Annotated in this window: 17 protein-coding genes and 1 other annotated feature; of the genes, 13 read left to right on the plus strand and 4 right to left on the minus strand. The window is 34.5% G+C overall.

Going from position 1 to position 22,631, the window contains the following annotated elements; all coding sequences use genetic code 11:
* Nucleotides 1-18 precede the first annotated feature (18 nt).
* Nucleotides 19-459: a MarR family winged helix-turn-helix transcriptional regulator gene (locus EB239_RS03410; RefSeq protein WP_003869067.1), complete on the minus strand. Its 441-nt coding sequence runs from the start codon at nt 457-459 to the stop codon at nt 19-21.
* 477 nt (nt 460-936) lie between these two features.
* Between EB239_RS03410 and EB239_RS03415 the strand changes: the two genes are divergently transcribed.
* Nucleotides 937-2,046 carry a sodium ion-translocating decarboxylase subunit beta gene (locus EB239_RS03415; protein ID WP_003869068.1) on the plus strand — a complete coding sequence of 370 codons (1,110 nt, stop codon included), beginning with the start codon at nt 937-939 and terminating at the stop codon, nt 2,044-2,046.
* Nucleotides 2,047-2,250: 204 nt separating this feature from the next.
* Here EB239_RS03415 and EB239_RS03420 read toward each other — a convergent pair whose 3' ends face one another.
* Nucleotides 2,251-3,528, minus strand: coding sequence for a transposase (locus EB239_RS03420; RefSeq protein ID WP_003869069.1), 1,278 nt, complete (start codon nt 3,526-3,528; stop codon nt 2,251-2,253).
* Nucleotides 3,529-3,719: 191 nt separating this feature from the next.
* On the opposite strand from EB239_RS03420, the gene EB239_RS14850 reads away from it, so the two are divergent.
* The 10 genes from EB239_RS14850 (at nt 3,720) to EB239_RS03465 (ending at nt 13,085) form a co-directional block, all read left to right on the plus strand.
* Nucleotides 3,720-3,833, plus strand: a complete 114-nt coding sequence (locus EB239_RS14850; protein WP_003869070.1) for an OadG-related small transporter subunit — start codon at nt 3,720-3,722, stop codon at nt 3,831-3,833.
* A 430-nt stretch (nt 3,834-4,263) separates the two neighbouring features.
* The gene (gene trmL / locus EB239_RS03425) at nt 4,264-4,734 is read left to right on the plus strand and encodes a tRNA (uridine(34)/cytosine(34)/5-carboxymethylaminomethyluridine(34)-2'-O)-methyltransferase TrmL (RefSeq protein WP_003869071.1); all 471 of its coding nucleotides are present in this window, start codon (nt 4,264-4,266) and stop codon (nt 4,732-4,734) included.
* A gap of 18 nt (nt 4,735-4,752) precedes the next feature.
* Nucleotides 4,753-5,922 (plus strand): DNA polymerase IV, encoded by a 1,170-nt coding sequence (locus tag EB239_RS03430; protein ID WP_003869072.1) that lies wholly within the window; start codon nt 4,753-4,755, stop codon nt 5,920-5,922.
* Nucleotide 5,923: 1 nt separating this feature from the next.
* On the plus strand, nt 5,924-7,294 hold the full coding sequence (locus tag EB239_RS03435) for an MATE family efflux transporter (protein ID WP_003869073.1): 1,371 nt from the start codon (nt 5,924-5,926) through the stop codon (nt 7,292-7,294).
* A 90-nt stretch (nt 7,295-7,384) separates the two neighbouring features.
* On the plus strand, nt 7,385-9,196 hold the full coding sequence (locus EB239_RS03440) for an efflux RND transporter periplasmic adaptor subunit (protein WP_003869074.1): 1,812 nt from the start codon (nt 7,385-7,387) through the stop codon (nt 9,194-9,196).
* 3 nt (nt 9,197-9,199) lie between these two features.
* Nucleotides 9,200-9,892: an ABC transporter ATP-binding protein gene (locus EB239_RS03445; RefSeq protein ID WP_003869075.1), complete on the plus strand. Its 693-nt coding sequence runs from the start codon at nt 9,200-9,202 to the stop codon at nt 9,890-9,892.
* Nucleotides 9,889-11,064, plus strand: a complete 1,176-nt coding sequence (locus tag EB239_RS03450) for an ABC transporter permease (RefSeq protein ID WP_003869076.1) — start codon at nt 9,889-9,891, stop codon at nt 11,062-11,064. Before EB239_RS03445 ends, EB239_RS03450 begins: the two co-directional genes overlap by 4 nt.
* Before the next feature lie 117 nt (nt 11,065-11,181).
* Nucleotides 11,182-11,589, plus strand: coding sequence for a bacteriohemerythrin (locus tag EB239_RS03455; RefSeq protein WP_003869077.1), 408 nt, complete (start codon nt 11,182-11,184; stop codon nt 11,587-11,589).
* Nucleotide 11,590: 1 nt separating this feature from the next.
* The gene (locus tag EB239_RS03460; RefSeq protein WP_003869078.1) at nt 11,591-11,989 is read left to right on the plus strand and encodes a bacteriohemerythrin; all 399 of its coding nucleotides are present in this window, start codon (nt 11,591-11,593) and stop codon (nt 11,987-11,989) included.
* Between the two features lie 367 nt (nt 11,990-12,356).
* A complete protein-coding gene (locus EB239_RS03465; protein WP_003869079.1) occupies nt 12,357-13,085 on the plus strand; it encodes a fumarylacetoacetate hydrolase family protein in 729 nt (242 codons plus the stop codon).
* Between the two features lie 2 nt (nt 13,086-13,087).
* Here EB239_RS03465 and EB239_RS03470 read toward each other — a convergent pair whose 3' ends face one another.
* A complete protein-coding gene (locus EB239_RS03470) occupies nt 13,088-14,137 on the minus strand; it encodes a DUF1646 family protein (RefSeq protein ID WP_003869080.1) in 1,050 nt (349 codons plus the stop codon).
* 74 nt (nt 14,138-14,211) lie between these two features.
* Nucleotides 14,212-14,266: a sequence feature (sodium ion sensor (DUF1646 type); this cis-regulatory element may regulate processes involved in with the transportation of sodium ions), on the minus strand.
* A 74-nt stretch (nt 14,267-14,340) separates the two neighbouring features.
* Nucleotides 14,341-15,336 (minus strand): sodium:calcium antiporter, encoded by a 996-nt coding sequence (locus EB239_RS03475; protein ID WP_003869081.1) that lies wholly within the window; start codon nt 15,334-15,336, stop codon nt 14,341-14,343.
* Nucleotides 15,337-15,495: 159 nt separating this feature from the next.
* Here EB239_RS03475 and addB point away from each other — a divergent pair, with 159 nt between their 5' ends.
* Both addB and addA read left to right on the plus strand, forming a co-directional pair.
* A complete protein-coding gene (addB, locus tag EB239_RS03480; RefSeq protein WP_003869082.1) occupies nt 15,496-18,957 on the plus strand; it encodes a helicase-exonuclease AddAB subunit AddB in 3,462 nt (1,153 codons plus the stop codon).
* A complete protein-coding gene (addA, locus tag EB239_RS03485) occupies nt 18,935-22,627 on the plus strand; it encodes a helicase-exonuclease AddAB subunit AddA (protein ID WP_003869083.1) in 3,693 nt (1,230 codons plus the stop codon). The genes addB and addA overlap by 23 nt, the downstream gene beginning before the upstream one ends.
* Nucleotides 22,628-22,631 lie beyond the last annotated feature (4 nt).

Here is a 22,631-nt window from a genome sequence, read left to right on the forward strand (position 1 = left end):
CTGCTTCCAAATTAAAATTTAGCAAGTCTCACATTCTTTCAATTGATTCCAAATTAATCTCAAATCACTGTTTAGACGTTCTACGTCAAGTCCATCAATCTTTTCCAAAATATTTGCAAGTATTGATACACGATATTTTAATATATCTTTTAATAACCTATCACCTTCATGAGTTAAAACAAGATAAACAAGTCTTCTGTCAGTTTCATCTCGCCATCTTTTGACAAGTCCGTCGCTTACAAGATTGTCAACAAGTCCTGTCAGAGTACCGGGAGCCAACAGCAACCTTCTTTGCAATTCTTTCATGGTTATTGGGTTGTCAACCGACAGCTTATTCATAACCCAAAATCTTGCCATTGTTATATTTTTTTCATTGAGATAGCTTCGAGTATATAAATTTAATATGTGATTTATCTCTCTTAAAAGCATTTCTAAATTGCCTATATGTGTTATTTCCATCAATATGCCTCCCGAATATTTTGGTTTACGAATTACATTTTTATTATAATCATATTTTTTTCAAAGTCAATACGCTGTAAATATGAATTTGTATAAAAATTTTGTAGCTACCCACCTCTTACGCCTGAGATTCCTCACATACGCAAACCTTTCATATGAATGAGTTACATACTAATTTTTGACACTATCCCGAATAATGTTTTATTGCTAACGTTTAAGTTAATATGTTATAATTTCATTAGAAACAAGGCGAATCAGAGAGAGGTAGTTTGTTTTCTTTTGGAATTTGTAATATGCGGCATAGAAATATGTAAAGGGGAGTAGCTTGCCACACATTGTGGTTTGACCTGCCGTCAGCACGAGAGATTTTCTCCGGCAGGTCAAAAACTCCATGCGGAGTTTGAGCAAGACCTTTATAGTGTTTACCACTATAAGGGTCTTTTTTGTTTATATTTACAAAAGAAGGGAGTATAGATAATGAACGCTTTTATAGAAGGTATATTAAATCTTACACCAGGTCATATTATAATGTTTATCATTGGAGGTATCCTTATATATCTTGCGATAAAAAAAGAATACGAGCCAATGTTACTTTTGCCTATAGGGTTTGGCATAATACTAGCCAATATTCCGCTTTCATCTGCTATAGGTGAAAATGGTTTTCTTACAATTCTATACAACGCTGGAATAAGTACAGAACTTTTTCCTATTCTCATTTTTATTGCAGTTGGTGCAATGGTAGATTTTTCACCACTTCTTAAGCAACCGTTAATGATATTTTTTGGCGCAGCAGCGCAGTTAGGAATATTTTTAACTATAATTTTTGCGCATATGCTGGGCTTTAATTTAAAAGAAGCAGTTGCTATAGGCATAATTGGCGCTGCAGATGGCCCTACATCTATTTATGTAGCTAATTTGTTTGCACCAAAGCTTTTGGGTCCTATATCAGTTGCAGCTTATTCGTATATGGCATTAGTTCCAATAATCCAGCCCTTTGTGATAAAAATGCTTACCAGTGAAGAAGAACGAAAAATTAGAATGGATTTGCGCATGAATGAAGTTTCAAAAACAGCTAAAATACTTTTTCCAATAGCAGTGACATTTGTTGCAGGAATTTTAGTACCAACTAGTGTTCCTCTTGTAGGTTCTTTGATGTTTGGCAACCTCATAAGAGAAAGTGGGGTAGTAGAACGGCTTTCAAAAGCTGCACAAAATGAACTTGCCAATCTTGTGACACTTTTACTTGGGATAACAATAGGTTCTACTATGACTGCCGACAAATTTTTGACACCTACAACTCTTTTGATATTTGGAATGGGACTTATAGCATTTATATTTGATACAGCAGGAGGAGTATTGTTTGCAAAGTTTTTAAATTTGTTTTTAAAAAATAAAGTCAATCCAATGGTAGGAGCTGCTGGAATATCAGCTTTTCCAATGTCGTCTCGTGTGATACAGAAAATGGCCCAAAAAGAAGACCCTACAAATTTTATTTTAATGCAGGCTGTAGGAGCAAATGTTGCAGGTCAGTTAGGTTCTATCATAGCAGGAGGTATTGTAATAGCACTTGTAAGTTCTATTATGTAATAGGGATGTGCAAAATTAATTAAAATAATCATAATCAAAAACCAAAATATGTATTACATACAATATATAGTAATCAACACTGACAATCAAACATAAAGGAAGTGGTAAGGGAAAAGAAAAGACAAAAAGAGGAGCTAAAAAAGGGCATAAATATCCTGTAGAAGTCAAATGTTAAAAAATGGCATGAAATAGATTCAATAAAAATTAGGCCGATTGCATCAAAGCAACAAGAGATCTAAACTCATCATATTTGCCCAATTTAATAGCTACAATAGCGACAGTAAGCAAAGTAATATGGCCAAAAGTATTAAGGTTGCTCACAGAATTAATATTTCTAACATAAGCCTTTTCAAAATCCAGAGCTTTAAAGCGGGAATTATATCTTTCTGATTCAATTCTCAATTTGTAGACGGCCTTAAAATATAGGGAGTCTCTATTAATAGAGGACCTATAATCAGAAGATATAATAGCATACTTAGTACAGCCTCTATGCTTTTTGCCATTAAAATATTTAGGATGATTTATAGGGCAGGCAGAATCATCCTTAGAATTACAGAACTTGCAAACAAATTTTTGCTTAATAAAACCATCAAAATATTGCTTGCCATCTTTAAGCATTTTAATACCCGCTTCACAGACCATATAACCATCATCAGTCAGAGGGGGATTTTTAGAATTACGCTTGTTAAGAGGAATAAAGCAATGACCGTGGAGAATATTTCTAACATAATTATAAAGTTTCTTAACATCATAGCCTTTATCAGCAATAAAATTAACATACTTAAGGTTAAACCACTTATTAGTCTTCTCAAGCAAAGATAAAGCGGCTTCAAAATCAGGGGCATCAGCGGGGGTAGTAGTTTCAGCGATGGGTAAACCAGAGATAGCATCAACAATAATGTGATTTTTATAGCCCCAATAAAACTTATAGCGTTTATTAGAAGAATCGTTAGAAGCAGAATAAACGCCTAATTTACAATCCTTATCTGACTTAGGCTGATTATCTTTAGAGAATTTATTTTTAGAAAAAGACTTAGGGTTATTTAACTTAGTGTTAGCTTTAATAGGGGTAGAATCCATGGAAATAAACTCACCGGAGATAATACCCATATTTTTGAGGATATTGACCTGATTTTGAAAAATAGAGGTCAAATAATCATGAGAGAAGTCATTAATAAAACGGCGAAAAGTCCAATAAGAAGGAAGAGGTTTAGAAATGTCGAAGCCACAAAGATGAGCAATGATAAGATTATTGCGGAGATAATCTAAAAGGTCAGAAATTGTGCCGAATCTTTCAGCTTTCATGACAATAAAAGCTCTAAAAAGTGCATGGTGAGAATAACCCTTACGGCCAGGACTAGAGGAAGGGAATTCAGGTATTGAAGACAGGTCAAGATTTTCAAACATAGAAGAATAGAAATCAATTTTAGACTGAGAGGTAAAGAGTTCAGGTATATTTAAAAGCAATTGAAGCTGGTACATGTAGAATTTCCTCCTTCTTAAAAAATTTTTTATAGTGTATATATAATAATTCGACAAATGGGAGGGGAAATCCTACATAAAAGATAAAAAATTCAAGAGTGATAGGAAAAAAGTATGTCTGTAGAATGGCTTAAATTAAGGCTTCTGAATTTTGCACAAGTCTATTATGTAATTTTAAAGAGGTGAACAAAATGAACTTGTTTAATTTAATTAAAATTGCCACTGTTGGGTTTGGCGTGACTTTTTTGATGTTAGTCATATTTTTTGTGTTGATTAAAGTTTTAGTGAAAATATTTAATGAGTAGATAAGCAATAAAAATTTTGTTCGTGTAAAATTTAAGTAGGGAATGCTGCTGACATTTTGCACAAGAGAAGCGACTTGACAGCCCGGCACTCAACCGAAAATGTTAAAAAAGGAGAATAAGAGAAAGGACCAGCCCGTTCAGTTGAGTGCCGGGAAACTTAGCGAGACCGAAAGACGGAAGCGGGGCCGAAGCCAAGAATGGCGGAGGCGGGACATGAGGCAAGGATGCCACCTGACGTAGGAACCCCGCTGGAGTCTGAGGTCGAGCGTTAGTTTAGCCTGCGATATCACTGGAGCGAACTGTGCAAAATGTCAGCATATTATTCACCTACTAATTTTTTACACACACAAAACTTTTGCTAATTTTTTAATTATATACTCCTTGTGATATAATAAAATTGTAAAGTTGTTACTGCATGGAGGTTTTGGTGATGCCACTTAATGTAGTACTTGTTGAACCTGAAATACCACAAAACACAGGGAATATTGCAAGAACTTGTGTGCTTACAGGCAGCAGGCTTCATCTTGTAAAACCTTTAGGTTTCAGTATAGACGAAAAATACGTAAAAAGAGCTGGCTTAGATTACTGGCCTCTTTTAGACCTTACTGTTTACGATAATCTCGAACAATTTCTTGAACAAAACAAAGGGAAAAAGTTTTATCTTGCTACCACAAAGGCTAAAAAGTATTATCATGAAGTAAAATATGAAGACAATTCTTATATACTTTTTGGGAAAGAAACTGCAGGACTTCCTAAGTGGTTGATTGAAAAATACTACGAAGACTGTATACGGATACCAATGCATGAAGTGATATCTACAAGGTCTCTAAATTTGTCCAACTCTGTAGCTATAGTACTATATGAGGCCTTGAGACAACTGGGTTTTCCTAATATGAAATAAAAAAATTGAGGGATGATTATGAAGAGGAAGATTATCCATGTTGATATGGATGCTTTTTTTGCATCTGTAGAACAACATGATAATCCAGAATATAGAGGAAAACCTGTTATTATAGGCGGCTTGTCGGAACGAGGAGTAGTTTCAACTTGCTCCTATGAGGCAAGAAAGTACGGAATACATTCTGCAATGCCGATGTACATGGCGAGGAAGCTATGTCCACACGGTATTTTTCTTTCTGTAAGGAGAAAAAGATATGAAGAGGTTTCAGCTCAAATTTTTAATATCCTGTACAGTATAACTCCTCTAGTGGAACCTGTTTCTATAGATGAAGCCTATCTTGATGTTACATATATTGACAAAAATCCAGAGATTATTGCCCTGGAAATAAAAAAGAAAGTGAAGGAAACGACAGGACTTACTATTTCTGCAGGAGTTTCCTATAATAAATTTCTTGCAAAACTTGCCTCAGATTGGAATAAACCAGATGGGTTTATGGTCATAACAGAAGATATGATTCCCGACATTTTAAAACCACTTCCCGTTTCCAAAGTTTATGGGATAGGAGAAAAGTCTGAGCAAAAACTTAAAGCTATGGGAATAAATACAATAGATGACCTCTTGAAACTATCACAGGAAAGTCTTATTGAGATTTTTGGGAAATTGGGTTTAGAGATATATAATAGAATTAGGGGCATTGATGAGAGGCCTGTAGAAACTATGAGAGAGATTAAGTCTATAGGAAAGGAAAAAACACTGGAAAAGGATACAAAGGACAAAAAGCTTTTACTTCATTATGTGAAATTATTTTCCGACATAATATCGGAAGAATTAGTTAGAGAGAGACTTTATGCCAGAACGGTTACTGTTAAGATAAAGACACCAGATTTTGCAGTTCACACCAAAAGCAAGACATTAAATAAATATATACGATTAGGTGAGGACATATACGATGTAGCCTACGAAATTATTGAAAGTCTAAAATTAGACCAATATATAAGGCTTATTGGTCTATCTGTTTCTAACTTGAGTGCAGTAAAATATGAGCAATTGTCCTTTTTGGATAAAAGGGTTATTAAATTTATTAAGGCAGAAAATGTAGTTAGAGAAATAAATAAAAAGATGGGGCAGGAAGTAGTGAAAAAAGCAAGTGAACTTTTAAATGAGGAAACGAAGCAACGGAGGGATTAAATTGGAAGCAAAAGAGAGGCATAAGCGCAATGTTGCTAAAGAAATTATAGAATTGGCTTGGCCTTCTATAACAGAACAAATGCTTATAATGACAGTTGGAATGGTGTCAACTATATTTGTAGGTCGAATAAGTGCCAGTGCAATTGCGGCTGTTGGGATGATTAATTCCCTTATTTTTTTCTTTCAAGCAATTTTTTCAGGGCTTGCCACTGGTTCCACAGTAATTGTAGCGAGGCTTATTGGTGAAGAAGACGAAGAAGGGGCTCGCCTTGCAGTTATGCAGTCACTTATTATGAGTATTGCTATTTTTATAGGACTCACTACTTTGGGCTATATTTTTGCAGTACCTATTGTTAAAACCTTCTTTGGAAGTGTATCCACTGATGTTTTTAAATTGGCTTTAATGTACTATAGAATAGTGCTTTTTGGGCTACCTTTTGTGATAATTGATATCATCATAGGCGGGGCTTTAAGAGGTGCAGGGGATACCAAAACCCCAATGTACATAACTGCTACAGTAAATGTGATAAATCTTTTGTTAAATAGCACACTTGTATTTGGAGTGACTTATCACGGTAGATATTTAATACCTCCTTTAGGAGTAAAAGGTTCTGCACTTTCTGCTACAATTTCAAGAATAATAGGAGGTTTTTTGCAATTATATGTTTTATATTTTGGCAAAAGGCGAATTAATCTTGATATAAAAGAAAAGATTCGACTTGACTTTAACATGATGATGAGGATTATACGAGTAGGAATACCAGCTTCTTTAGAGCAGGTAATAATGCAAGGTGGTTTCCTTGTAATGCAAGTTATCGTTTCCACAATGGGGACTATTGCAATTGCTGTATATCAAATAGGTATGAATGCTAATAGTCTTGCTTTTATGCCTATATTTGGATTTTCAATAGCGGCAACCAGTTTAGTGGGACGGAGTCTTGGTGCAAAACATTTTATGTTAGCGGAAATATACGCAAAAGTTTCAAGAAACATTGCTGTTATTGTAATTTCTGTTATAGGTGTTTTTATGTTTATATTTTCAAAGCAGCTTGCAGCGCTTTATACTACTGATCCTATTGTAATAAAAATAGCTTCTGATATTATAAAGATTTTTGCTGTTGTGGAACCTTTGCTTGCTATATTAAATGTCATGGCAGGAGTATTAAGGGCTGCAGGCGATATTCCTTATATTGTTCTCACGGCTTTTATTGGATTATGGCTCTTTAGAGTGACTATTGGATATATTCTTGGTAAAGTATTTGGTATGGGAGTATATGGAATATGGATTGGTATATGTATCGACTTTGTTGTAAGGTCAGTAATGTATAGCTATAGATTTAAAGCGGGCAGGTGGAAATATATTAAAGTGTAAACTACATAAATTCATCACATATTCTTAATTTTTACATAACATTTTTCTGCTATTTTAATTATAACATCAATTTTTAGAAGAGGTGGATTTATGAAGAGGAAATATTTATATGTGATTGTTGCAGTATTAATCATTGGAATTGTCACTTTTTACTTTGTAAACAGGGCAAAATCATCACAATCCCAGCAGCTTTCGTATGTTACAGTTACTCGCGGTAATATTTCTATGAAAGTCACTGGGACAGGAAACTTAAGTGGTGATGTAAGAGCAATTACGCTAAAAGGCAGTGGAACAGTAAAGAAAGTGCATTTTAAGGTAGGAGACACTGTAAAGAAAGGAGACCTATTATACGAAATTGAAGATGACGATTTAAACAATCAGCTGGAACAAGCAAAAATAAACCTTAACTTAGCTGAGCAGCAACTAAATCAAGACACACAGAACTACAATAGTAGCATTGCAAATTTAAACATAACTTCTCCTTCTGGCGGAATTATAGACAGTATACTTGTAAAAGAAGGACAGAATGTCACACCTGGGACACCTGTTGCAACCATTGCAGATTACTCCCATGTTACTGTAAAAGTTCCTTTCAATGGTGTTCAAATAAAGAATATAAAAGTTGGGCAAAAGGCGGATATTTTTTTATACGACTCATTTACAACTGTAACAGGTACTGTTGAATACGTTTCAGAGCAGCCGGTTCCTAATAATACAGTGCAATACTACTATGTAACAGTAGGGCTTGACAATCCGGGGGCATTAAGCGATGGAATGAGGGTACAAGTATCAATACACACAGATAACGGAATAGAAACAGCATTAGAAGATGGCACGTTAACTGCCAAAAACACAGTCAATGTCACAGCGCAAACATCAGGTACGGTAGATAAAATATATATTTCTCAAGGGCAAAGTGTAAAGAAAGGACAGCTTTTAATAAAACTTTCATCAGACAACATAAGCAATCTGCAGATGCAGATAGAAAATGACAAATTAAAAGTTATGGAAGCACAAAACAACTACAATCAGATTTTACAGCAAATCAACGACTTAAAAATTTATTCTCCTATAGATGGGAAGATCATTAGCCAGAACATAAACGAAGGAGATATATTAGGTACTTCTGTAGCGAGCACTAACATAAGCAATACAAATAGCCAATCACAGCAATCGAGTTTTGTGCCCGTTTTAGATATAACGCAATTATCTACTTATGAGAGTCAACCAGAAACTGCGGTAATAGCAAACAACAACAAATACATCATTAACCTTTCAGTGGACGAAACAGACATAAAGCACATAAAAGTAGGGCAACAAGCACAAATTACAACAGATGACTTACCAGACAAAACATTTACAGGTACTGTTTCAGAAGTGTCACAACTTCCAACAATACAAAATGGAGTTTCTTCTTACAACGTAATTATTGAAGTCGATCCAAGCGAAGGATTAATGTTAGGTATGTCAATGAATGTTTCAATAACTGTTGCAGAAAAACAAGATGCTTTAATACTTCCAATACAAGCCGTTCAGACAAACGGAAATAGAAAATACGTAATACTCTATACAGACGATTTAAAAAATCAAAATATCAATAGCACTAACAATAGCACTAATAACGGGAACTTTTTCAGGAACAACATAAGATTTGTGGAAACAGGGATTTACAACGACAACTTTATAGAAATCGTGAGTGGCTTACAGGAGGGAGACAAAGTATTAATTCCAACCCTTAATTCTTCAACAAACGCAAATAACAGTAATCCAGGTGGTTTTGGCGGAATGGGTGGCTTTAGGCCAGAAGGCAATTTCAACAGGAATATGACTAATCAAGGTGGTAGTTACCCAGGCAGAAGCTTTAATGGGACAGGGCAAAATAACACTTCCACAGGGAGGTAAATGATGGATAACATTTTAATAAAAATAAGGAATTTAACAAAGATTTACAAAATGGGGGAAAATGAAGTAAGAGCGTTAGATGGTATAAACCTTGACATTGAAAAAGGAGAATTTGTATCAATTGTCGGTCAATCAGGTTCAGGTAAAACTACTTTAATGAATATAATAGGGTGCTTAGATGTAAAAACTTCTGGAGAATACTTTTTAAATGGCATAGACACAAGCAAACTTTCTGACAATCAATTAGCAGATTTAAGATGTAGCGAAATAGGTTTTGTTTTTCAAAATTTCAATTTGCTTCAAAAAATGACGGCTTTAGAAAACGTGGAATTGCCTATGATATACAAAGGTGTGCCTACAAAAGAAAGACGGCAAAGAGCAGAGATGCTTTTAGAGATGGTAGGACTTAAGGAAAGGATGCACCATAGACCTAATGAATTATCAGGAGGTCAGCAGCAAAGAGTAGCAATAGCAAGGGCACTAGCAAACAATCCCCATCTAATATTAGCAGATGAGCCGACGGGAAACTTAGACTCAAAAAGTGGTAGTGAGATAATGAAAATAATAAAAGAGTTAAACGAGAGAGGGAATACAGTAGTACTCATAACTCATGACCCTAATATAGCTGCACAAGCCAAAAGAATAGTAAGAATAAAAGATGGGCGTATTTTAGAAAACGAGGTGGTAACACCGTGAGATATGTAGAAGCTTTGAAAATAGCTATACGCAGTATTTTAAGCAATAAAATGAGGTCTTTTCTCACCATGTTGGGGATTATAATAGGTGTCACAGCTGTTATAGCCTTAGTAAGTATAGGCCAGGGCTCTACAAGAAGTATTACTTCTCAGATACAGAGTATGGGTTCAAACCTCATAATGGTAAACGTAATGGGGAGAGGGGGAGAAAGCTCTTTAACTTATGACCAAGCCATTGTTTTAAAAGACTCAAACTTTATAGCTGCTATCTCTCCGGTCATATCTACCAGTGTAACGGCTATGTACGGAAATAATTCAGTGGACAACACAACGGTAAATGGAGTAAATGGAGATTATCAATCAATACGCGATATACAAGTAGCAGCTGGCAGATTCATTTTGCCAATGGATGATGAAGGAAGGAACAGGGTAGCAGTTCTTGGCAGCAATGTAGCGAGAGAGCTTTTTGGCTTTACTGATCCTATTGGCAAGACTATAAAATTAAATGGCCAAAACTTCACGGTAGTAGGTATTTTGTCACAAAAAGGTTCTTCAATTGCAGGTTCTGATGATGATTCAATATTTATACCCCTTAAAACAATGTTCTACTTTGCGAAAAATAGAGACATAAGACAAATATATATAGAAGCTACAAGCCCAGATACCGTGGAACTCGCTAAAAACGAAATAAACAGCAAACTGCTAACTATATTTAAAGGCGATACAAATGCCTTTAGAATAATTGATCAATCACAAATTTTATCTACAGTAAATAGTGTTACTGCTACATTGAGCTTGCTCCTTGGAGGAATTGCAGGAATATCCCTTTTAGTCGGTGGAATAGGGATAATGAACATAATGCTTGTATCTGTTACTGAAAGGACGAGAGAGATAGGGATAAGAAAAGCATTAGGAGCCAAAAAGAAAGATATATTACTTCAGTTTATAATTGAATCATTAACTTTAAGCGGATTAGGAGGAATAGTGGGAATTATAGTAGGATACGTATTGTCGATGGTACTAGGCTCAGCTATGAATATAAATGCTAAGCCTTCTCTCTCTACACTATTAATATCCTTTTCCTTCTCAGTAATTGTAGGATTGTTCTTTGGCGTATATCCTGCAAATAAAGCTGCCAATTTAAATCCAATTGAAGCTCTAAGGTACGAGTAAAATACAAAAAAGGACAAATTTCTTAGTTTTACTTAAGAGTTTGTCCTTTTTAATATTGCTTTTTTGTCGATAAAAGTTTACAATGTAGTTAATGATAAAATCGGGAGGAGAGAGTAATTGAAGTGGACTGAATCTTTATCAGTTGGAAATGAACTCATTGACAGTCAACATAAAGAGTTAATAAAAAAAGTAAATGATGTTCTGGAAGCTTGCAATCAGAAAAAAGGAAAAGAAAAGATTGAAGAAGTGATGAAATTTTTAAAAGATTATACTATAGAACATTTTAGCGCTGAAGAAGACTTCATGAAAAAATATCAATACCCTTCCTATGAAGAACACAAAAAAATTCATGAAGATTTCATTAAAAAAGTAGAGGAATTGGACGAAAAAATAAAAAAAGAAGGCATAAACTTATCAATCATAATGCTTGTTAATAAAACGTTGGTGGATTGGCTTATAAATCACATAAGCAAAGAGGACAAAAAGGTAGGAGAACACATAAGAAAAGCAAAGGGGGATTTTTAAAATGAAATGGACAGAGTCTTTGTCTGTAGGAAATGATTATATTGATGAGCAGCACAAAGAGTGGATAAGGAGAATTAATGACCTTTTAGAGTCATACAATCAAAAAAGAGGCAAGGAAAAAGTTGAGGAAGCAATGGAATTTGTAAAAGAGTACACTGTAACGCATTTTAGCGCCGAACAAGAGCTGATGAAAAAGTATAAATATCCTGAGTATGAAATACATAAACAAATTCATGACAATTTTATTAAAGAAGTTAATGAACTGGATGAAAAAATAAAAAAAGAAGGTCCTACGCTCACTAATTTGATGACTGTTAATAGGACTTTAGTAGATTGGGTGCTAAATCACATAAGCAAAGTAGATAAAAAACTAGGAGAGTACATAAAAAGTCAAATGTAATTAAGCCTGTAAATGCAGGCTACAGACTGTAGACAAACTTTCGAAAATAGGATATTTTGCATAAGGAACGACTTGTGACAAAGCGGCAACAAAACTTAGCAAGACCGAGGGTGAAGGCAGGGCCGAAGCCAAGGATGGCGGAGGCGGGCACTAAGACAAGGATGTCGAATGTGCCCGGTACCCTGCCGGAGCCCGAAGGTCGAGTTTAGTTTTGTCGCTTTGGAACATCGGAGTGACGATGCAAAATATCCTATTTAAAAATTTTTGACTTTGTCAATAAGCTGGAGCCTGTAAATACAGGCTATTTTTTAATCATAGGTTATGTGGTAAAATATTTTTAAATCTAAAAATTTGAGGGGGTTTTATTGTGAGGCTTGTGAGAATAGATAAAGCGTTGAATGAATATGGAATAATTGAAGGGGATAAAGTTATTGCATTTGGAAGTGAAGGCTTTTATTCTTACAACTTGGAGGAAGTAAAGCTTTTGCCTCCTTGCCTGCCTACAAAAGCTATATGTGTAGGGTTAAATTATAGGGATCATATAGAGGAAATGGGGGACAAAGAGCCGGAGGAACCGACATTATTCATAAAACCTTCAACAGCAGTTATTGGCCCTGATGATTTTATAGTTATTCCTAAGATGTCAGAGAGGGTTGACTATGAGGGGGAATTGGCTGTTGTAATAGGCAAAAGAGCGAAAAATGTGTCTGAAAAAGATGCGTTAGATTATGTCCTTGGCTATACGATAGCTAACGATGTAACAGCAAGAGATTTGCAGGCAAAAGATGGTCAATGGACAAGAGCGAAGTCTTTTGATACCTTTTTGCCCATAGGCCCTTGGATTGTGACAGACTTAGACCCATCTTCTTTGGACATAATTACATATGTAAATGATGAAGTAAAGCAAAAAAGTAACACCAGACATCTCATATTTGGCGTTCCAAAACTTGTGAGTTTTATATCTCACATAATGACGCTAAACCCTAGCGATGTCATATTGACGGGAACACCCTCTGGCGTTGGCCCTTTAAAACCTGGAGACGTTGTAACTATTGAAATAGAGGGAATAGGTAAATTAACAAATAGAGTAAAATAAAATCAGACTACAAAATGAATGATAAAATATATAACTAAACCAATTAAAGATAGAGGAATTCCTACCAAAGCCCATTCACGGCTTTTTATATTCAGCTTTCCTGCTGATATGATATTAGGTATGTTTCCTGGAATCAACATGCCGCCACTTATTAGAAGCCCCATCAATATTGCTTGGATTTGTTCTGTTGTCATAGCAGGGCTTATTTCGGCTGCTGTCAGTGTTGCGTTGTCAAGAACTGCTGAGGTCATGTTTATCCAGTATAAAAGTCGGCTATCAAGATGAATTATATAATTATCAATAATAGGTTTGAATCCTGCACCTAAAAGTTCCAATGCCAGAATAAAAACAAAAATTTTAAATGCTTGAATAAAGATAAATTGAAATCTTTCAATTTTTTTAATTTCTTCTGCTTCTTCCACATAATTTTCTTCTATAATGAGACTACTTTTCTCTAATTTATTAATATAAAGTAAACCCAAAAAGCCCAAAGCCAATACAGCTGGTATGATGTAAATGCCTAAGGTAGTAAAAAGGTAAAGGAAGCTTTCATTTAATTTTGAGGTTACTATTGTGGCTAAGGGCTCGCCAATTGGTGTTAGTGCAGCACCCATGCCTATTGAAAGAGAGGCAATGACAGTAATCACCACTTTGTCTTTGTGTTTTAAGGGCAACAAGTGAATTATTTCTACTAATATTATTGAGGCTATTATGGCTGTAATTATACTGGCTGTCAAGCCAAGGATAATAATTACTAAAAATACAAATATTTTAAGCGGAATATGAGTTACTACTGTTCCTATAAATTTTTTAAATTTATCTTTAAATATCTCAAATAAAAGTCCTGATAAAAATACGGCTGCTGTTATTAAATACAAAAGATGATTTTTAAATATGTGAGCTATCAGGTCATAAGAAAATACTCCTGATACAAATGCTGCAGCAACTCCCATTGCAAAAAGAAAATATTCGATGTTGTGTTCTATATGCCTATTTACAAGAGGCAAAATTAGGATCATTAATAATATTACTAAGAGTGCAACAATAACCACAATCCATCCTCCTTTTACATTATTATTTGTATTATTTTGTAAAATAAAAGGTGGAAAAACTCACCTTTAAGATGAGCTTCCCACCCAAGAAGCCGAAAGTTCTTGAACAAGTCATAAGACTTGCCAACCGTAAAAACTTTATTTACTTTATTAAAATTATAACATACAGGTATTTATATAAGCAACAGAGATGAAGATATAAATTAATGGAGTACAGTGATTAAAAATATTCCGTATAATACTCCTCCAAACATCAGCACAAAAGGATTAACTGACTTTCTAATATTTATCCACATTAAATTTAAAATAGCTGAAGTTAAAGCTAACATGGCACTTAAAAAAGCTATTCCTGTGATGTTCCATGGCGTAAACAGTATACCAATAGTAACTGGTATGGAAGACTGAAACACCATCGCCCCCGTTATATTTCCAAGTGCAAGAGTATCCTTTTTTTGTCCTACCCACACAATAGAATTGAGCTTTTCAGGCAGTTCTGTTGCAATAGGCGTTATGACAATTGAGAGTATTAAAGGTGAAATTCCCATCATGTGAGACAAATCTTTTACATATCCTACAAACAAGTGAGCGCCAAAAATTATTCCTAAAAGAGATAGAATTAATTGACTGGTTATCCAGAGTAAATTAGTTTTTACTCCTAAAAACTTTGAAAAGTATAGAGTTCCTATATTTTCATCCAATTGCTGTTCATCTGAAAAAGTACGTTTTACATAAAAAGCGTATGCTAAAAGTACCAATATAATTGCAGATATTCTAATTTCGTTAACTTGATTAAAGACAGAAGCGAAAATTGCTATTGCGTATACTAAGATAAAATATGTCAAGTCTCTTTGAAACACTTTTTTATTTGCATTCATTTTCAACGTTCTTTTTCCAAAAAGGGAATAAATTATGATGGCAGCACCTGTTATCAAAAATCCTAAGGTAGAAAGCATAAAGGGAGCTCCTAAAATAGCACCTGTGGCTATTTGACTTGCCTCTCTTCCTCCATAAAAAAGTATAGCGATAATTGGTATAATTGTTTCAGGAAGTGCGGTGCCTACAGCAGCTAAAATACTTCCCACTACTCCCTGACTTAAGTTTAACTTTTTTCCAAACCATTCTACTGAGTTTGTAAATAAGATACAGGAAAGAAGTATAAAGGCGAGACTAAAAAGCAACATCACTATATCTTGTGTCAACTTCTACAACTCCTTTGTGGGTAGTGTTTTAGGTCATTTACAGTAATGTATTGTACCACAAAACGAGAAAATAATTCAATAGTTTGAGTCTCTTCACCAAACATCAATAATGTGGTAACATTTATATTAGATGTCCTTTCGCTTAAAGGAGTGGACGATATGAGCATAAGATTTATATATGGAAGAGCAGGTACAGGCAAGACTGCCTTTTGCCTTAATGATATAAAGAGAAAATTGAATGATGGAAAATCCCACCCTCTTATACTACTTGTCCCCGAACAATTTACCTTTGAGGCAGAAAAATATCTTTTAAATACAATTGAAAAAGATGAAAAGATAAGGGCACAAGTTTTGAGTTTTAAGACTTTGGCAAATAGGGTATTTACAGAAGTTGGAGGCCTTACCCGTCAGCACATGAAATCCTGCGGGAGGTCAATGCTTATTTATAAAATAATAGAAGACATACAAAAAGACCTTAAGGTTTATTCTAAAGCCTCCAGGCAGCAGGGTTTTATCAAAAAAGTTTCAGAAGTTATAACAGAGCTTAAAAGATTTGAAGTGACTCCTGAAAAGTTATTAGAGATAACTGAAACAATAGATAATTTAGGATTAAGAGAAAAACTAAAAGACATAAGTTTAATATATTCTAAATTTGAAGAGAGCTTACACCAAAATTATATAGACCAAGAGGATGAGTTGACTCTTTTGGCAGAGAAAATCGAATATTCTTCTCAATTTGAAGGAGCGGAATTTTGGATAGACGGCTTTACGGGTTTTACGCCAAAGCAGTACAGGGTAATAGAAAAGCTTTTAAAAAAAGCATCAAGAGTAAATATTACTCTCTGTATGGACACTTCTAATATCTCTGCTGAAATTGATACTACAGACCTTTTTTACACCACTAAAAAGACAGAAAGCAAACTTTTAGAGATTTGCCAAAGAAATAATATATCCTATGAAAAACCAGTGAATTTGAATATAGGGATTCCACAGAGATTTAAAGAAAGTGAAGAACTAAGTTTTATAGAAAAACATCTCTTTTCCTACCCTTACAAAGTATATCTAAAAGAAACAGAGGATATAAGCATATTTAAGGCTGTCAATGTCTATAGCGAAGTTGAAGAGACTGCAAGAGATATCATAAGATTAGTGAGAGATGAGGGGTTTAGGTATTCTGACATTGTGGTAGCTACTCGCGATTTAAATAGATATCATAAACTCATAAAAGCTATATTTTCTCAATATGGAATTCCCTATTTTATAGACCTAAAGATAGAAATAAAAAACAACCCCATCATCGTTTTTATAACCTCTCTTTTTGACATTCATTTAAAAAGATGGTCTTATGAGTCTGTTTTTAGATACCTAAAGACAGGTTTTACAGATTTAGAAAAAGAGGACATAAACCTTATTGAGAATTATGTTTTAGCTAACGGTATAAAGGGAGATAAATGGAAAGAGGAAGTTTGGAATTACAGGTTAAATTACAGATTTGATAGACTTTCAATAGAGGAAGATGAAAAAGAGATAATAGAGAGAGTGAATGAAATAAAAAGAAAAATCGCAACTCCCTTACAGGATTTTTATAAAAAATTTTCTAAATCGAAGAATATTAAAGAAGCTTGTGGCACTTTGTATGACTTTTTAGTTGAAATGAAATTGCCTCAAAAGATTGAAAAATTAATTGAAAAATTCAAAGAAGAAAAGGAATATGACACAGCAAATCAATACGCACAGGTTTGGGATATTGTTGTAGATGTTTTAGATCAATTGGTAGAAGTGATGGGGGAGGAAAAAGTTACAGCAGAGCAGTTTGCAAAGATATTAAGCATAGGTTTTGATGAATATCAAATTGGAAGTATTCCTCCTGCACTTGATGAAGTGTTGGTTACCAGTGTCGATAGGATGAAAAGTCACAATGCAAAAGCCCTTTACATAATCGGCGTAAATGATGGTATATTTCCTGCTTCTCTTTTTGAGGAAGGAATTTTGACAGATGGGGATAGGGAAATTTTAGCTTCCCATAATGTGGAGTTAGACAGAGATACAAAGACTAAAATATTTGAAGAGCAATTTTTAGTCTACACTGCTCTGACTTCCACAAGTAAATTTTTAAAGATAAGCTATCCCATTGCTGACCATGAAGGGAAAAGCATGAGACCCTCTATAATAATTTCCCGCTTGAAAAAGATTTTTCCTAAAATAAAGCAGTTTAGCAACGTGGTAGAGATGGATACAGCAGAGGAAAATTTAAATCGCGTATCAACACCTTCACCTACTTTTAATGAAATGGTAAGTGCAGTTAAAAAATGGGATATTACAAATAAAATGCATCCTCTGTGGTTGGATGTGTATAAATGGTATGCTAAAAGTGAATCATGGAAGCCGAAATTGACAAGGGCTTTAGAAGGACTTTATTACACTAATCAGGTTAAAAAAGTACCTGCCCACAAGGTAAAAAAGTTGTATGGGGATGAAATGTATTTTAGCGTATCCAGACTTGAAAAATACGCAGCTTGTCCTTTTGCTTATTTTGTCCAATACGGGCTTAAAGCGAAAGAAAGGAAAATATTTAGTTTCGAGCCTCCTGATTTAGGGACCTTTATGCACAATGTCCTTGACAGATTTTCAAAGGCATTGGAGGAAGAAGGACTTACTTGGCAGGATATTGACAGAGAGTGGTGCGATGAGGCTGTGGCTATTATTGTGGATGACATGATACAAAAAATACCAGGATATATTTTAAACAGCAGTCCCAGATACAAATATCTTGCTGAAAGGTTAAAAAGAGTGCTTTCTAATGCGGTATGGGTGGTATCTGAGCATATAAAGAGAAGTTCTTTTGTGCCTTTAGACCATGAGGTTGCTTTTGGCGATAACCAAAAGTATCCTCCTATAAAGATTGTGCTGTCAAACGGTGAGGAGATAAATCTCATAGGGAGGATAGACAGGGTTGATATATTTGAAAAAGAGGATGAAGCCTATATAAGGATAATAGATTACAAGTCTGGCAACAAAACTTTAGACCTTTCAGATGTGTTTTATGGTTTAGAACTTCAGCTTTTGATATATTTAGATGCTATATTAGAAAGTGCAATAAACGGAAACACAAATTTAAATCCGGCTGGCATATTCTACTTTAAAATAGATGACCCGATTATAAAGGCAGATAAAGATATATCAGATGAAGAGTTGCAAATGCAAATTTTTAAAAAGTTGAGATTGGAAGGGCTTGTTTTAAATGATGCTCAAATCATAAAAGAGATGGACAAATCAATTGAAGGTACTTCTTATATAATTCCAGCAACAATCAATAAAGACGGGAGTGTAGGCAAAAACACCAAAGGAGCCACAAAAGAGCAGTTTGAATTGTTGAGAAGGCACGTCAAAAAGACCATACAACGTCTCAGCGAACAGATGTTAGAGGGAAACATTTCAATTTCTCCATATAAAAAAGATAAAGAAACTCCTTGTAAATATTGCCATTACTCTTCTGTCTGCCAATTTGAAACGAATTTTAAAGGGAATGAGTACAGGGTTATAAAGAGTAAAGATGTTGAGGAGATATGGAGTATATTGGAACAGGAAGTGAAGTCAGATGGAAACCAAATGGACTTATGAACAACAGCTGGCTATAAATACAAGGGGCAGTAATCTCTTGGTGGCAGCAGGTGCAGGCTCTGGCAAAACGGCTGTCTTAGTTGAAAGAATCATAAAACTTGTCACGGATGACAAAAATCCTGTAGATATTGATAAACTTTTAGTTGTTACTTTTACAAATGCTGCCGCTTCTGAGATGAGAGAAAGGATAGCAGAAGCGTTGATTTCTAAGTTAGACCAAAATCCGGAAGACAGGCGGCTTAGCAATCAGCTAACATTACTTAACAAAGCTATAATCACCACAATTCACTCCTTCTGCTTGGAAGTAGTGAGAAATAACTTTTTTCTCATAGATTTAGACCCTAACTTTAGAATAGGGGATGATACAGAAACTTTACTTTTAAAATTAGAGGCGGTAGAGGAGCTTTTTGAGGAATTATATCAAAAAGAGGATAATGAAGATTTTTTGACATTGGTTGAAAGTTATGGAGGCACAAAGGACGATAAACCCCTTGTAGATATTCTTTTAAAATTGTACGATTTTGTAAAATCACTTCCCTGGCCTGAAAAATGGCTTAGAGATGTGTTATTAAGCTTTGAAGTTAAAGAGGATTTTCATTTTGAGAATTCACAATGGGCGGCAGTAATATTAGACAGTTTAAAAGTAGAAATGTCAGGGCTTTTAAATGGAATGTATGTGGCAATTGATAAACTTCATGGTGAAAATGGTTTACAAAGCTATCTTGATAATTTTGAAATAGAGGCGGAAAGCTTGGAAAAACTTCTAGACTGTGAAAATTGGGAGGAATTTAGAAAACAGATAAATGCCATAGAGTTTGATAGACTTCCCAGAGCAGGTAAAGATGCAGACCCTAAAGTAAAAGATGAAGTGACAAAAATAAGAAATGAGGTTAAAGCTAAAATTAAGGAGATAAGAAATAAGTTTTTTTCAGATGACATAGAAAAAATTGAAGAAGAAATTAAAGCTTTATACCCTAACATGAAGGCTTTAGTGGATTTGATTCTACTTTTTGATAAAAAATATACTGATAAAAAAAGGGAAAAAGGCATTATAGACTTTAATGACATTGAACATTTTGCACTGCAAATTTTGACAGAAGTCGATGAAAACGGGAATGTGAAGCCTTCAGAGGCAGCTTTGATGTATAGAGAAAAATTCCAAGAAATTTTTGTGGATGAATATCAAGATTCTAATTTAATACAGGAAGTTATACTAAGCACTATAGCCCGAGAAGACACACCTAACAGGTTTATGGTAGGAGATGTAAAACAGAGCATATACAGGTTTAGGCAGGCAAATCCTCATATATTTTTTGAAAAGTACAATACTTATTCTTCAAAAGAGGAAGATAAAAATAAAAAGATACTGCTTTATAAAAATTTCAGAAGCAGACCCCAAATCATAGATGCGGTAAATTTCATTTTCAAAAAAATAATGTCTAAGAATGTAGGGGAGATAGATTATACAGAGGAAGAGAAGTTAAATTGTGGAGCAGATTTTGGAACACCTCCTCTTGATGCCATTGTAGGTGGACCTGTGGAAATACATTTGATAGAGAAAAATGATGAAACTCCTGAAGAGGAAGAATTAGAGGTTTATGGGGAAGAAGAGGAAGAGATTATTGACAACATACAAGTAGAAGCAAGGGTGGTAGCTCAAAGGATAAAGGAATTAGTTACACAAAATGAGAAAAATACCTTTATGGTTTATGATAAAAACCTCAAAAATTATAGGCCTGTTGAGTATAGGGATATAGTAATACTTTTGAGGGCTACAGAAAGATGGGCACCTGTATTTTTAGAAGAATTTATAAATGTCGGTATTCCTGCTTTTGCGGACACAGGAACGGGATACTTTGAAACAACGGAGATAAAGACTATAATATCCCTCCTTCAGGTGATAGACAACCCAATGCAAGATATTCCGTTGTTGGCAGTTTTGAGGTCTCCTATTTTTTCCTTTATCCCAGAAGAATTAATTGACATAAGGTTAGAAGAGCCTAATAGAGCTATATATGAAGCACTTAAAAAGGTATCACAAAGGGAGGATGAATTAGGGCAAAAAGCTAAAAGTTTCTTAGAATCATTGAAAAAGTGGCAAGAGAAAGCCATTTATATGCCGGTGGATGAGTTTTTGTGGTATTTATATCAAGACACTGGTTATTATGCCTATGTGGGGGCAATGCCTCAAGGAGTGCAGAGGCAGGCAAACTTGAGGATTTTGTTTGAAAGGGCAAAGCAGTACGAGGAAACAAGTTTTAAAGGGCTGTTTAACTTTATCAATTTTATAAACCGCCTCAAAGTCAGCAGTGGCGATATGGGAAGTGCTAAAATAGTAGGAGAAAATGAAAATGTAGTCAGGATAATGAGTATACACAAAAGTAAAGGTCTTGAATTCCCGGTAGTTATAGTTGCAGGCTTAGGTAAACAGTTTAATTTAAAGGATTTAAGTCAAAGCGTATTGTACCATCATTTATTAGGATTAGGCCCTGAGTTTGTGGACTTCAAAAGAAGAATTTCTTATCCCAGCATTGTGAAAGAGGCAATAAAAAACAAAATAAAGTTAGAAAGCCTTTCTGAAGAGATGAGAGTTTTGTACGTTGCTTTGACAAGGGCAAAAGAAAAGTTAATATTAGTTGGAAGTGTTAAAGACATAAAGGAAAAAGTGAAAAAATGGTGCAATATTGCTATGTTGGAGAGTAAGGTGCCTGAGTATGAAATTTTAAAAGGTAAAAGTTATATAGATTGGATAGGTCCTGCTGTTATAAAGCATGCGGATTTAAAACCTTTAAGGGATTTTGCACAGGTACAATATGTGGCTGTGGAAGAGGATAGCTCACAGTGGCAGGTAAGGATTTGGAATAAAAAAGATGTGATTTTTGATAAAAAACAGGTTGAGGAAGAGACAAACTTATTGCAAAGGCTTGAAAACTTAGATTTAGATAGCCCTAGCAGTGAATTTTATGATGAAGTGACAAGGCGTTTAAATTATGTATATCTTTATGAAAAAGCCTGCCATTTGCCTGCGAAACTTTCTGTTACAGAAATTAAAAGAATTTTAAACGAAGAAGTAATAGATGAGGACACTACTTCAATATTTGAAAAAACAGTCCTTAAAATTCCTGCCTTTTTAGAAAAGAAAAAAGGACTTACTGCAGCCGAAAAAGGTATAGCTATGCACCTTGTCATGCAAAAATTAGATTTAAATGGGGATTTGAGTGTAGAAGGCATAAAGAAGCAAATTAAGAATATGGTGGATAGAGAGATTTTGACAGAAGCACAGTCTAAAGAGATAGACATAAGAAGAATTGAAGAATTTTTTAGAGCTTCTCTTGGAAGGAGAATGTTAAGTTCTCAAAATGTAAAAAGGGAAGTGCCTTTCCATATAAAAATTAAAAGTACAGAAGTTTACAAAGATTTGCCTGAAGAATACGAAAATGAATTTATAGCTGTGCAAGGCATTATTGACTGCTTTTTTGAAGAAGAGGGAGAAATAATCCTTATTGATTACAAGACGGATTATGTGACAGAGGAAATGATGGAGGAAATAAAAGAAAAATATAAAGTGCAGATAGATCTTTATGCAAAGGCTTTAGAAAAGATTACTGGCAAAAGAGTCAAAGAAAAATATATTTACCTCTTCTTTAATGGAATGATTCTGGAATATTAAGGGT

It is taken from the genome of Thermoanaerobacter ethanolicus JW 200 (assembly GCF_003722315.1).
Lineage (GTDB): Bacteria > Bacillota > Thermoanaerobacteria > Thermoanaerobacterales > Thermoanaerobacteraceae > Thermoanaerobacter > Thermoanaerobacter ethanolicus.

Coding starts and splice junctions, on each gene's coding strand:
- EB239_RS03420 (WP_003869069.1), bottom strand. CDS start 3,528: ATGTACCAGCTTCAATTGCTTTTAAATATACCTGAACTCTTTACCTCT.
- EB239_RS03445 (WP_003869075.1), top strand. CDS start 9,200: ATGGATAACATTTTAATAAAAATAAGGAATTTAACAAAGATTTACAAA.
- EB239_RS03440 (WP_003869074.1), top strand. CDS start 7,385: ATGAAGAGGAAATATTTATATGTGATTGTTGCAGTATTAATCATTGGA.
- EB239_RS14850 (WP_003869070.1), top strand. CDS start 3,720: ATGAACTTGTTTAATTTAATTAAAATTGCCACTGTTGGGTTTGGCGTG.
- addB (WP_003869082.1), top strand. CDS start 15,496: ATGAGCATAAGATTTATATATGGAAGAGCAGGTACAGGCAAGACTGCC.
- EB239_RS03430 (WP_003869072.1), top strand. CDS start 4,753: ATGAAGAGGAAGATTATCCATGTTGATATGGATGCTTTTTTTGCATCT.
- EB239_RS03410 (WP_003869067.1), bottom strand. CDS start 459: ATGGAAATAACACATATAGGCAATTTAGAAATGCTTTTAAGAGAGATA.
- EB239_RS03460 (WP_003869078.1), top strand. CDS start 11,591: ATGAAATGGACAGAGTCTTTGTCTGTAGGAAATGATTATATTGATGAG.
- addA (WP_003869083.1), top strand. CDS start 18,935: ATGGAAACCAAATGGACTTATGAACAACAGCTGGCTATAAATACAAGG.
- trmL (WP_003869071.1), top strand. CDS start 4,264: ATGCCACTTAATGTAGTACTTGTTGAACCTGAAATACCACAAAACACA.
- EB239_RS03415 (WP_003869068.1), top strand. CDS start 937: ATGAACGCTTTTATAGAAGGTATATTAAATCTTACACCAGGTCATATT.